General features: G+C 47.9%; 8 protein-coding genes. All 8 read right to left on the reverse strand.

Going from position 1 to position 13,164, the window contains the following annotated elements; all coding sequences use genetic code 11:
- Window position 1: 1 nt before the first annotated feature.
- Window positions 2-3,058: a DUF4422 domain-containing protein gene (locus ATORI0001_RS07695; protein ID WP_003150369.1), complete on the reverse strand. Its 3,057-nt coding sequence runs from the start codon at window positions 3,056-3,058 to the stop codon at window positions 2-4.
- Window positions 3,059-3,192: 134 nt separating this feature from the next.
- Complete coding sequence (locus ATORI0001_RS06895; protein WP_003150165.1) at window positions 3,193-6,609, reverse strand: ABC transporter permease; 3,417 nt, start codon at window positions 6,607-6,609, stop codon at window positions 3,193-3,195.
- A 2-nt stretch (window positions 6,610-6,611) separates the two neighbouring features.
- Complete coding sequence (locus ATORI0001_RS06900; RefSeq protein WP_003150261.1) at window positions 6,612-7,313, reverse strand: ABC transporter ATP-binding protein; 702 nt, start codon at window positions 7,311-7,313, stop codon at window positions 6,612-6,614.
- Window positions 7,314-7,421: 108 nt separating this feature from the next.
- Window positions 7,422-7,991 (reverse strand): DJ-1 family glyoxalase III, encoded by a 570-nt coding sequence (locus ATORI0001_RS06905; RefSeq protein ID WP_003150318.1) that lies wholly within the window; start codon window positions 7,989-7,991, stop codon window positions 7,422-7,424.
- Window positions 7,992-8,069: 78 nt separating this feature from the next.
- A complete protein-coding gene (locus tag ATORI0001_RS06910; RefSeq protein ID WP_003150216.1) occupies window positions 8,070-8,525 on the reverse strand; it encodes a PTS sugar transporter subunit IIA in 456 nt (151 codons plus the stop codon).
- 156 nt (window positions 8,526-8,681) lie between these two features.
- A complete protein-coding gene (locus tag ATORI0001_RS06915) occupies window positions 8,682-9,566 on the reverse strand; it encodes a DegV family protein (protein ID WP_003150192.1) in 885 nt (294 codons plus the stop codon).
- A 198-nt stretch (window positions 9,567-9,764) separates the two neighbouring features.
- Window positions 9,765-10,307, reverse strand: coding sequence for an anaerobic ribonucleoside-triphosphate reductase activating protein (gene nrdG / locus ATORI0001_RS06920; RefSeq protein WP_003150407.1), 543 nt, complete (start codon window positions 10,305-10,307; stop codon window positions 9,765-9,767).
- 86 nt (window positions 10,308-10,393) lie between these two features.
- On the reverse strand, window positions 10,394-12,616 hold the full coding sequence (gene nrdD / locus ATORI0001_RS06925) for an anaerobic ribonucleoside-triphosphate reductase (RefSeq protein ID WP_003150363.1): 2,223 nt from the start codon (window positions 12,614-12,616) through the stop codon (window positions 10,394-10,396).
- Window positions 12,617-13,164: the final 548 nt, after the last annotated feature.

The raw sequence follows: 13,164 nt of genomic DNA on the forward strand, positions 1-13,164 counted from the left end.
CCTATTTACGTCTCCGAAGCGTACGACCAACGGCCTTGAGGGCTTCTCGCCGCGCACTTCCATACGGAGCAAGCGGATCGATAATCTTTCTCAGCGGGCTTGAGTCGGAAAGTGCACGCTCGTGAAAGACTTCCGTGACATCCGCATCCTTGCGTGCACCTGGTGTCATATCTTGAACGATAGCCTCATAGAAGGGCGTATCCCGAGCGTACTGCCAAAAATACTGTGCCATATCGCAACTTGCATTCTGCCATGGCTTAATTGCGCCCGCAAAGTGTACGACATATGGATTGTTTCTCCCCGCAAGATACGCGTCATATACCGCAGCCGGAGCCTGTGGATAAAGTTCGTCCGCCCGGCCAAAGATATTATGGGTTACGTTCCATGCGGCGGGCAAATACGTTACCCGTCCCTGGCACTCCTGATTGAGAATGTCCTGGTCGTTATAGATATAGACGGGATTTGTGGCAATTTGCAGCCACTCCACGATACTATGAAGGCGCCGCAACTCCCGCGTATTGAACACCATAACGCCAGCTTGGAAATATGCATACGGGTCGTCCATATTCAAAATTTCAAGACTATAGCGCATACGATCGCCACCGCGTACGTTCAAATTGGCCAGGTAATCAATGTCGCGTGTCGCGGCAACAAGAGTATTGCCCAAATCTACGTCAAAAAGTTCCGCCACATTCCCGTTTACCACAAGATCGGAGTCAAGGTAGACAACCTTGTCATACGCCGACAAGATATCTTGCGCCAAAAAGCGAAAATATGTCTCAACGCTAATATGGGCGTTATTGGTATCAAGCTTATAGTCTCGGACCATGCGGCTTACGTTATAGAAGGTCACCTGGGCATTTTTGTACCGAGAGAAGTACCTCATCAGTATACTTTGTTTATTGTGACCAATATCGGTATTCAAGACCACTACATCATAAAAGCGAGTCGGATCCGCATTTTTCAGCATCGAATCAATCGCAACGCTCAAAATGGGGGCATAGTTATTGTCCGCTGCAAAAACGACGGGAACCACGCGCTTTCGAGAAACCCCTATCTGCTTCTCATAATAAGGCTTAAATTTCTGAATTCTCTCCGGATTGGTAAAGTGTATACACTGCAGCTCTTTGACTTTCCAATCTTTGCCCTCCGTACGAAGCATGTGCAGACGCCAAATATTAAAGAGTCGCTCCGTCAAATGACCCGGAGTGCGCAGAGCTTCCTTACTATACTGCGTCATATCATGGCGAGAACACCACTCGTCAATAAGAGGAAACACCCATGATGCATACGCATCAAAAATAGGCTTACGCATGATATACATGTTGCAGAAGCACTGCTCATGGCCATGCAAAAACGTATGTACATCCTCAGCATATTCGGGGTGCTTCTCAACAACAAGGGAAGCAATCGTATCGATATCACGCGGATGCAGCAGAGGTGCCGCATGATATTGCTCAAGAGGCGTATCGGCATCCCCCGGAAACTTACGAATGTCCTTTACTCCCGTGGTAATAAGATCATAGCCCTCGATACACTTTCGGATGGATTCATCGTCAAGACCGTATTTTTTAATCGTATCTTTATCGATAAACGTATCCATAACTTCACCAAACGGGTTTTCCTTATACACAGTATCAGTGAAGTTAAAGTAGCGACGATAGTGCGCAAAGCCCACATACTCCGCGTCATGTATATTCTTCCAAGCCCAATATTGCGTGGTCATCTCACAATACATGGGATTTTTCTCGGAAATATTGTCTCCCATATCATCGTGAAGCATATCAGCAAAACGCGTATGCTCGTGTTTTTGTCCGGGACCCACTTGTATCGGCTGAAGTGAAAGCGCATCGGGCACGTCAACGTCCTTATGCGATGTCACCAAAATACGAATCGGCTGACGCTTATAGCGTTCCTCCATTGCTCTTCTCGCCAGATACTGCATGTGCTCATCGGCCACGTCTTTCATATGAGCAGCGCGCGCCATTGCAACGCCGTCTTCCGAGCCCATTTCTGCGGTAAATGCATGCGCATACGCGTAAAACCGATGCGCGTCCGAGTCCTGCGGCAGCTCTTTTTCTGAAGCAATGGCTTCATATGCGATGTCTCGCACAAATCGGTAGAGCTCACGGGCAACCACTGCATCATTGAAGACAGCCGCAAATGGTTTGAGCGCTTCTTCTTGCTCTGCGGGGTCAACGCGGACAAGCCAATCGTTGGCGAGAAGCTCAAGAAGCTTGTGGACCATTCCGCAGTACGCAGACTGAAGCTCAGCCGTTGCGCCCTGCTCTTGAACAAACTCTTCGGTTTTCTGAATACAGGCAGCAAACTGCTTACAAAACCTTCCGAACGTATCCATTGAAATCTTGGAGGTACCGGTCACGCCAATGCCGTAGTGATAGATATATCCTCGGCATGCCTCAAAGCCATCGGCTGTTTCGGAAAGAGTTGCAAGTACAAAAACCTCATACGCATCTTCCGCACGCTCAAGCACCTCATCGGTCATCCGTTCGAAAGCAGCCTTAAAAAGCGACGCCCGATACAAACGCTGCGTAGCACGCCAATCAAGAGGCTGTCCGTTTGCTTCGTCATAAATCATACGAAGAATGTCGGCATCATTTAAAGGCGTGGTTGGACGGTTGATATAGGCCGCAAAACCCTCGGCCTCCTGTGGAGTTACTCCATTTTCCGGAATAACCGTAATGCCAACATGGAGCATATCAACAGGATGCTCGTCCATACGACCAACTACCTGCTGAAGAAAGTCAGGAGCAAGCTCATCGTCACCGTCGAGGCAAAACACGTACTCGCCGCTTACAAGAGCTGCAGCGCTCCGTCTGGCAAGATGAAGGCCGCGATTCTTTTCATGGCGAACAAGACGGAAGCGTGTATCGTCTCCAATTGCTTCAACGAGAACCGCATGGGTGTTATCCGTTGAAGCATCATCGACCACAATGGCTTCAAAATCAGTAAACGTTTGGTGCTTTACACTTTCAATGCAGCGTCTAATGTAGGATTCAATGTTATACGCAGGGATAACCAACGAGACCTTAGGCATGCAATGCTCCTTTTTGTATTAAACGTCATCTATCACATATCGACATTGACTATACCAGTGTCATTTTAACTGATTTATAAAAGGCACTTGCAGTCGTCTGTCTCAAAAAGCTCTTTGCTTCTTTTGCGACGTGGTTAGTCAACACTCTTCAGGCTTTCTACCATATCAATTTTTGCCAGCTTATGGCGCATTGCCACATACACAAAAAACGAAAAGAGCAGGGTAAGTCCAAACGCGTATACAAAGCTCAGTGGATGAATAACACGACCAAACATCACCGTATCAACCTCTGCAGTCTGCACAACAAAACCTTCAAGACAGCCGCCGAGTATCAGTCCAAGTGTAGACCCACCGAGCGTCAACAGGAAAGTCTCTCGAAACACATACGCATCCACCTCTCTTCGGGTAAAGCCAAGTACCTTCAAACTGGCAATTTCGCGAATGCGCTCTTCTATATTGATGTTCGTAAGGTTATACAACACAATAAAGGCGAGAAGTGCCGCTGATATAATCAAAATCGCAACTACTTTTCCCACTACCTCAAGAGATTCCTTATATACTTTAATGGTAGTGTTGATATCACTCACGCTTGCAACCTGGGAATTTTCAGAAAGTTCATCACCGATCTGCTGGCGGATTGCCTCGTCTTTTGGCGCAGAAAAAAGCAACGCATAGGACGCATTTTCCCGAGGCTCAAGGGACTTCTCGGCATTCTTCCCCACATACATATAATGCCATGCGTAATTCTCGGTAATACCGGTTACCGTAAGCGATTTACCCGCATCCGCAACATTACCAATACGATCTTGTTTATATACCGTAACGCGATCCCCCACATGCACGTTGAGCTTCTTGGCAATTTTCTCTGAGAGCACTACGGAATCATCGGTAAACTCAAGAGGCTTTTGCGATAACCGATCTCGCAGCACCACGGCATTCTTAAAACGATCGGTCTCCAACGGAGACATCTCTATGACTGAGACGGCATGTTCCTTTGACAGCGTGTCAGAGGAAACCAAGATGTTCTCGCGCCAAACAAGAGTGAAATCGTCAGATGACACCTTCTCAGATGCCGATTGCGTAGCTGCGGTAATGCGCTCTTCAACAGCGTGAACATCATCGGTTGTGGCTTCTTTTTTCATACCTACAATATAATCATAGTGAAAAAGACCAGGCCACTGAGCATCAATAACATCATTGATGGAATTTTGCACGCCAAAGGCAACCAGCAAAAGAGCCGTACAGCCGGCAATACCGATAACCGTCATGAATAGACGACGCTTGAAGCGGAAGAGATTTCTCGCCGAGACTTTCCACGAGAAGGACAGACGTTTCCAAAGTGGGGTAATACGCTCAAGCAATATACGCGATCCGGCCTTTGGAGTTTTTGGAAGCATGAGCGCCGAAGGTTCCTCACGAAGCGTTGAGAGCACCGCAGAGATCGTTGCAAGAAGGGTAACGCCCACTCCAAGTCCACCCGAGAGAAGCGCTATGGATACGCTTATGGGCATTGCCGACTCTGCGTGAGGAATATTGTAGATTGAAGCATATGCGGAAATGATAATATTCGGAAGAACCTGAGAGAGCACCGCAATTCCAAGTGCCGCTCCTGTAACGGAGGCAATTGCCGCATACAGAACATATTTTGCCGCAATCGCAGCCTTTGAATACCCAAGAGCCTTATGCATACCGATAACGGTACGCTCATCTGAAACCATACGGGTCATGGTAGTAAGCGCAATCAGAGCTGCAACCAGGAAAAACATCAACGGGAACACCCGGGCAATATCGTCTATTCTGTGTGAATCTCTGTCATATGCGGCATTACCGATGTCTTTTGTTCGGTCAAGTACATACATGTCGGGCGCCGCAAGATCGTCAACCTGCTTTTGTGCCTCATTGATTTGCGCTTCGGCATCAGCAAGTTGCGCTTCAACCGCTACCTTCGAATCCTCATAGCTCTTTTGTCCCTCAGCGTAATCACGACGCGCATTATCAAGCGTTGTCTGGCCTCTCTTCAGCTGCTCAAGCGCCGAGTCAAGTTTTTGCTGTGCGACGGCAAACTGCTCATCAGAGGCTGTAAGGGCAGCCTGATAATCTCTCTCGCCCGCGGCAAGCTGCTTTTGTGCCTCATCAAGACTCTGAGCGCGAGCATCAAGTTCTTCTCGCGCTTTCGTAAGTTCAGCTTGTTCTTGATCCAACTCGGCCTTTGCCGATTCAAGCTTTGCCTGTGTAGCGAGAAGCGCATCGATTGCATCGGTTGGGTACCCCGCTGCCTCAAGCTGTGTCTTTGCGTCTTCCAGTGTTGCTGCCGTGATACCTTGATCCGCTAAGGATGCAAGTGCCTGTGACTTCGCCGCACGAAAGGTTGCAAGTCCCGTGTCAAAATCGGCTTGTCCTTGTGCAAGCCGGGCTTTTCCTGCCGCATATTGTGCTTCTCCGGAAGCCAGAAGATCTTTTCCTTTTGAGATTTTTTCTGCCGCTGCATCAAGCTCTCCTCGCACGGCTGCAAGCTGTCTTTGAACTCGTGCTTTTTCTGATTCAAGGCGAGAAGTTCCGTCCGTATGATTTCTTCTTCCTAAAGAAAGCTCAGACTCACCGGCATCAATACGCGCTTGTGCATCTTCGAGCTGAGATCGTGCATCTCCAAGTTTCTGAGTAGCTTCAAGACGAGCTTTCTCATAGTTGGCCCGCGCTTCATCAACACTCTTTTGAGCTTTCTCGCGCAGATCAGAAACGCGAGCTTGAGCAAGAGAAGGTACTGCGTCCGTCACACGCTCTTCAACCGAAGAAACGATGTTTTTATATGCATCGGAACCTGAAATTTGAGCCGATGCGCCTCTCACTTTGAGATAGACATCGGTATACGGATCGTCTGCTGCAAAAGCGTCCGAAGACACATACGCAAATTCCTCTACCGTTCCATTTCCCAGTGACGTTGATCCAAAATTGCTACTAAAAGGAAAGTTTGGCGAGTTGACATAGCCAACAACCGTGTATGAACCTCCTTTAATGTGCAAGCCATCAGTGCTCTCAGGAATCTCAATCACTGATCCGAGAGGAACATCACTATGTTTTTTTGGATCAGACGAAATAACAACCTCGTTTGCCGCCTCAGGCCAACGGCCGTCTGTTAAAACCGGCTGATTAAAGGCACTCGCGCCTTCTTTTACATCATTTTCTGTTACGTCATTTTTTTGAGAGGCTGCCGTGGTTGTGGACGGAAGCTCCATAACACGAGTAACCACCCTCGTTGATCCCATTGTTGCCATAACGTCAACCGAGCGCGCCGGAAGGACCTTCTCAACACCTTCAATCGCCGCAAGACGATCTATATCGGCCTGCTCAAATCCGAGCGTAGAAACCACACGAATATCGTAGAGTCCCTGCGCATCATAAAACTCATCTGCGCTAAGGCGCATATCGCGTCCGGTCATCTGGAGCCCTGCAAAAAATCCGCATCCCAAAGCAACAATGCCCATAATGGCCAAGAAACGACCAAGCGAGCCCCGAATGGCTCTCAGCGTTTCTTGTATCAGGGCGCGTGACATGCTTACCACTCAACCGTCATTGCATCTACTGGATGTTCGTTTATTTCAACTTTTGAAGCCTTGCCTTCATGCACGTGAATAACCCGATTGGCAATTTTAGTAAACGCTAAGTTGTGAGTAACGATGGCGATCGTCTCGTGCTGTTCTTTACAGGTATTCTGCAGAAGTTTCAAAATCTGCTTGCCCGTTTGATAATCAAGGGCTCCTGTTGGTTCGTCACATAAAAGCAGCCGAGGATTTTTTGCCAAAGCTCGAGCGATAGAAACGCGCTGTTGCTGACCGCCGGAAAGCTGAGAAGGAAAACTGTCTTTTCTTTCTGCAAGACCCACGGCCGCAAGGGCATCCATTGGATTCATGGGATTCTTACAAATTTGCGTTGCCAGCTCAACATTTTCCAATGCAGTCAAATTTTGCACCAGATTATAAAACTGGAACACAAAACCAATGTCATGTCGGCGATAGAGCGTTCTCTCCCGCTCCGAGAGATTGCCCACATCTTTTCCGTCAAGTGTAATGATGCCTGAAGTACAGCTATCCATACCTCCAAGCATATTGAGAACCGTTGTCTTACCTGCGCCCGAAGGACCAACGATGACGCAAAGCTCTCCTTCTTCAATTTCAAAGTCCATCCCGTCTACGGCACGCACCTCAACGGAACCCATGTGATAAATCTTTCGCACATCTTTGAACTCAACAAAGGCCATAGTGCTCCTACACAGCGATATTTTCTCCAACGACAATTATACGGATCCTCATATGCGACTCTATTGTATCTGTCTCTCTATTTACGGTTCTGAACGCAGTTCTGAAATCTATAGTGCAATGCCATCGCACACACGTAAAACAGCTGCATCCCCAAGAAAATAGCGAACAATCTCAAGACCAAACGCCACGGCGGTACCTGCGCCCTGGCTGGTAATGAACGGACCATCCACTACCACAGGGTCTTTTGAGAGAAGAGCGCCCTTCTCCACCAAAACATGCTGAAACCCAGGATTGGCAGTAGCTCTGACACCACTGAGAAATCCACGCTCCGCATAAATGGAAGGCGCGGCACAAATGGCCGCAAGAGGCTTTTCTCGAGCGGCAAACGAATCGACGGCCTGCATGAGGCTATCCGTTGCGGCAAGATTGGGGGTACCAGGAATGCCACCCGGAAGTACCAACATCGCATACGCGTTGATATCTACCTCTGATATGAGCTTGTTGCAAAGAAACGTTACCTCATGTGAAGACGTAACTTGATACGAATCGGAAACAGAAACCATATCGCAAGGGATACCGGCTCTAAACAGAAGATCGACTACGGTCAGACCTTCAATCTCCTCACAGCCATCAGCAAAAAATACCGCCACGCGATTGTCCGTTTGCTTTTTAAACATGACTCCTCATTTCTAAAAGTAATGGCTTCGGTACATGCCAAAGCCATTACGAATCATTCTGCACGATGAATGAATTTCTTATTCTGCAATACCCGCGTTAATGGCATCGGCAATCTTCTGCTTATCATCAGTACCATGTACAAGCGCCTTAAAATCATCCTTCATCAAAAGCACGGCGGTTTTGGAAAGTAGCTGGATGTGAGTGGTACCGGCTTCACCGGCCGGAACGAAGAGAGCAATTGCGACGTCAATGGGCTTCTCGTCAAAGCTTGGCCAATCGAGAGGCGTGTCATTCTTGAAAACCAAGACACCGGCGTTCAAAATGGACTCGTCCTTTGCATGAGGAACCGCAAAGCCGTCTGTCATACCGGTCTCTCCCATACCTTCGCGAGCCATAAATGCCTCATATGTTGCATTGGCATTATTGGAGATACCCTTGGCTTCTGCCTGCTGGGAGAGAAAACGCAGGACTTCTTCACGACTCGTTGCGTGCTCGTTGACAAAAACGTCATCAGCCTTAACAAAATCACTCATATGAAATCCCCTTCATTCCACGCAGACCTTGTATCTGCGTATATCCGTAACACTTTCTATGATACCCACAAATACCGTTTTTCGCAGAAAAATCAACGGACTGTTTTGAAACCGCTTTTGTACCTACCCGACTTTAGCTTCTGTACGTATCTGACTTTAGCCTCGCTCTTTCGTGCCCCACCAAAATGTTGCTACGGTACCCGGTCCTGTGTGCACTCCAATGGTAGCGCCAATATCAAAGATGTCGATGCTTTTTACCTGAGGAAAATACGAGTGGATCTTATCGGCAACAGATTTGGCATCCGCAAGACATTCGGAATTGGAAATGAACACTTTATCGGTATAGTCAAGACCATTCTCACAGGTATCCTGCATGATCTCAATAATCCGACGCTCTGCCTTCTTTCGTCCGCGTGCCTTCTCCTTCACTGCCAAAGAACCATCGGGCTCAACGTCCATCACAGGGCAGATATTCAACATGCCGCCGAGAAGCCCCGCAGCCTTGGAAATACGGCCCCCTCGAATAAAAAACGTAAGGTCGGTCGAGAAGAACCACGCATAAACACGCTTACGATTCTCCAACGTCCACGCTTCCAGCTCTTTGAGCGTAAGACCCTCGTCGCGTTTGTCGGCAACCTTGTCAACAAGCAGACCGTAACCCGCAGATGCCTGCAGAGAATCAACCACCACAATCGTACGATTTGGGAATTCTTTTTTGAGCTCTTCTCGCGCGGAAACCGCAGACTCGTACGAACCCGAAATCCCTGAAGAAAGCGTCAGGTGAAACACGTCTTGTCCTGCTTCGAGAAAGGGTTTCCAAAACGACATATACTGGCCAACACTTATCTGAGATGTGCGGCACGACTGCCCCTCAAGCATTTTGCGATACAGATCGGCAGGAGTATTGGTTCGACCAAAATCATCCTTACACTGTTCCCCATTGAGTTCATAGTTGAAATAGACGTACTTAATATTACGAGATTGAAGAAGCTCTTCAGAAACATCAGCGGTTGAACAACAGCAAAGCGCGTAGTCAGCCATCAATCCTCCTAGAGTATCGGGTTTCGATTCACAATCACAGATAATTGTACGACCTTATACGCAATTTTCCCACAGTATGTGAAAACTTCTCGGCAAACCCGAGTACGGAAAACTTACGGTAAATCTACAAGCCTCGTCCTAAGTGCCTGTTTTACATACTCTGTCCTGCACGCCCTACTTTATATACTATGCTCCGTCCTACATACCCCGCTCTGAAAAGATTGGCTCATCTTGCCAAAGAACAACTTCTCCTGCCTTCAAGGTAGACGGAACGTCAATAAGCCGCTGATTTGAGGAACCTCTGAAGCGCAAGGTAATATCGTGGAGCGATTGAACCCAAGGGCCATCCACCAGCACATCAAGACAACTTAAGATGCGATCGGTGTACGCAAGGTGCCACTTTCCTTGAGTAAGCTCTTCCCACGTGTGCCCCGAATACAGCCAGATAGTTTTAGTGGGATACGTCTTTTTCACGCGCTCAAGAAAACCCACAAGACCTTCTTGGTTTTCAGGCTCCATTGGTTCTCCACCAAGTACGGAAAGTCCGTCGACATAGACGGGTGCTAAAGAATCTATAATCTCCTGCTCAACTTCAGGCGTAAATTCTCCGCCACTTGTAAAGTCCCATGCTTCGTAGTTGAAACAGCCCTTACAGTGCAGGCGACAACCTGAGACAAAGAGCGTCGTACGAATCCCAACACCGTTTGCGATATCGGAGTATTTGATATTTGAGTAGTTCATTGTTGCGCTTTCGTAAATGCATGTACTGAGAAAGGAAGCGAGCAGAGCAACACGTCGCCCTGCTCGCCAAAAGATATATGAAACTCTTAAAGGTGAAGGACGCGATCTTTAATTTCCTGCGTACGACCTTGGTTCCAGAACTGCGTACCAATATATCCGCAGGTACGACGCGCAACATTCATCTTATTTTGATCGCGGTTTCCACAATGCGGGCACTCCCACACCAGCTTGCCATCATCCTCAACAATCTGAATCTCGCCATCATAGCCACACACCTGGCAGTAGTCAGACTTCGTATTGAGCTCCGCATACATGATGTGATCGTAGATGAACTGCATAACCCGAAGAACAGCCTCAAGGTTATCCTGCATATTGGGAACCTCAACGTAAGAAATGGCTCCACCCGGAGAAAGACGCTGAAACTCCGACTCAAATTGCAGTTTCTGGAAGGCATCAATCTCTTCTGCTACATGCACGTGATAGCTGTTGGTGATATAGCCCTTATCCGTGATACCGGGAATGACACCAAAACGACGTTGGAGAGCCTTGGCAAACTTATAGGTTGTAGACTCAAGCGGTGTGCCATAGATGGAGTAATCGATATCCTCGGCAGCCTTCCATTCGTTGCACTTGTCGTTCATGTGTTGCATAACCTTGAGCGCAAATGGCGTAGCTTCTGCATCAGTATGGCTGTGACCCGTCATGGCTTTGACGCACTCATAGAGACCGGCATACCCCAGTGAGATGGTAGAGTAGCCTCCATACAGCAAGGGATCAATCTTCTCGCCCTTATCAAGACGAGCAAGAGCGCCATACTGCCACAGAATAGGAGCGGCATCCGAAAGCGTACCCTTGAGGCGCTCATGACGGCAACGCAGTGCACGGTGGCAAAGCTCCAAGCGCTCGTCAAAAATCTTCCAGAACTCATCCATGTTACGATTTGCAGACAGCGCAACATCAGGCAGGTTAATGGTTACGACACCCTGGTTAAAGCGGCCGTAATACTTTGGTTTGCCGGGCTCATAATTCTTAGCACGAGCAACGTTGCCATATCCATTGCCTGAACGATCCGGCGTAAGGAAGGAACGACATCCCATGCAGGTATAGCAATCTCCCTCACCCTCTTTTTCCCCAGCCGAAAGCTTGTATTCCTTCATCTTCTTTTCTGAGATGTAATCAGGAACAAGCCGGCGAGAAGTGCACTTTGCGGCCATCTTTGTGAGATAGAAGAACTCGGAATCCTCATGGATATTGTCCTCTTCAAGCACATAAATGAGCTTTGGAAATGCAGGGGTAATCCAAACACCCGCTTCATTCTTCACGCCCTGGTAACGCTGGCGAAGCATCTCTTCAATGATAAGCGCAAGATCTTTCTTTTCCTGCTCGCTCTTTGCCTCATTGAGATACATAAAGACCGTAATAAACGGCGCCTGACCGTTGGTGGTCATCAAAGTAACCACTTGGTACTGGATGGTTTGAACGCCGCGAGACACCTCATCGTGAAGACGCTTCTCCACCATATCGCTCAGCTGTTCTGCGGAAAGCTCAACGCCAACAGAGTTCATCTCGTCCATAACAGCCTTGCGAATCTTGCGGCGAGAAACATCAACAAACGGAGCAAGGTGAGCGAGAGAAATGGACTGGCCACCGTACTGGCAGGACGCCACCTGCGCAATGATCTGTGTTGCAATGTTACACGCCGTAGAGAAGCTGTGTGGACGCTCAATAAGCGTACCGGAAATGACCGTACCGTTTTGAAGCATATCATCAAGATTGATAAGGTCGCAGTTGTGCATATGCTGCGCAAAGTAATCCGAGTCATGGAAGTGAATAAGGCCCTCATTGTGAGCCTGCACAATATCCTCTGGCAAAAGCTCGCGCTGAACAAGATCTTTTGAAACCTCACCGGCCATATAGTCACGTTGTACGGAAACAACAGTAGGATTCTTGTTGGAATTCTCCTGTTTAACTTCTTCGTTGTTGCACTCTATCAGCGAAAGGATCTTATCGTCTGTTGTGTTTTTCTGGCGCCTTTGGTTTTGTACGTATCGGTAGATGATGTACTTGCGAGCCACCTCAAAGTGATCAAGGGCCATCAATTGATCCTCGACAAGGTCTTGGACTTCTTCTACCGTAACGGTATGTCCGGCTTCCATACACTCGTCGGTCACATTGAGTGCGGCAAAACGGATCTCACGATCAGTAAGGCGCTCATCTCCGTTAACCTCAGCGTTTGCCTTGGCAATAGCATTCTCAATTTTATCGACGTCAAACGTTACTTCAGAACCGTTGCGCTTGATAATCTTCATGAACTATCTCCTTGATGAGCCTATTGAGAGCACTCTCTCATTCTGGTAGATTTATCGCACAAGAACGTACAGATTTGCGCTCAAGTTGCCACCATGTTTCTGTACGCACTTTTGCGTGCCATCTACTATGACACAACATATAGTGTTTGTCATCGACAATATAAACAATATATTGTGAATTTTTGAAAATCCACAAAAATAAAACTTGCATTTATACGGAAGATAGTATCTATGCAGGTAGAGAAGAGCTCCTCCCTCGAGACTTCTCACTCTCACTTCCCCCGCCCCCACCTTCAACCCACCACGAAACAAAACATTCCCGAATTTTGCCGAATCTGTGTGTTTAGTGGTGGTTTTTGGAAGCAAAACGTGTGTTTACTTGTGGTTTTATATCGATTTGAGCATTTGGTGGTGAGTTAAACCACCACTAAAGAGCGTATCTGACGGAGTTTTTGAAATCTATGCGTTTAGTGGTGGTTTTAAGAGAGGTTCTCCGGCACGCGCAGAGGCAAACACCGCGAAGAAGCAAAACGTCGAGAAGAAGCAAC

This window comes from Lancefieldella rimae ATCC 49626 (genome assembly GCF_000174015.1).
Taxonomy (GTDB): Bacteria; Actinomycetota; Coriobacteriia; order Coriobacteriales; family Atopobiaceae; genus Lancefieldella; species Lancefieldella rimae.

Excerpts from the sequence above, each read along its gene's own strand:
- ATORI0001_RS06900 (WP_003150261.1), bottom strand. The coding sequence starts at position 7,313 with ATGGCCTTTGTTGAGTTCAAAGATGTGCGAAAGATTTATCACATGGGT.
- ATORI0001_RS07695 (WP_003150369.1), bottom strand. The coding sequence starts at position 3,058 with ATGCCTAAGGTCTCGTTGGTTATCCCTGCGTATAACATTGAATCCTAC.
- ATORI0001_RS06910 (WP_003150216.1), bottom strand. The coding sequence starts at position 8,525 with ATGAGTGATTTTGTTAAGGCTGATGACGTTTTTGTCAACGAGCACGCA.
- ATORI0001_RS06905 (WP_003150318.1), bottom strand. The coding sequence starts at position 7,991 with ATGTTTAAAAAGCAAACGGACAATCGCGTGGCGGTATTTTTTGCTGAT.
- nrdG (WP_003150407.1), bottom strand. The coding sequence starts at position 10,307 with ATGAACTACTCAAATATCAAATACTCCGATATCGCAAACGGTGTTGGG.
- ATORI0001_RS06915 (WP_003150192.1), bottom strand. The coding sequence starts at position 9,566 with ATGGCTGACTACGCGCTTTGCTGTTGTTCAACCGCTGATGTTTCTGAA.
- ATORI0001_RS06895 (WP_003150165.1), bottom strand. The coding sequence starts at position 6,609 with ATGTCACGCGCCCTGATACAAGAAACGCTGAGAGCCATTCGGGGCTCG.
- nrdD (WP_003150363.1), bottom strand. The coding sequence starts at position 12,616 with ATGAAGATTATCAAGCGCAACGGTTCTGAAGTAACGTTTGACGTCGAT.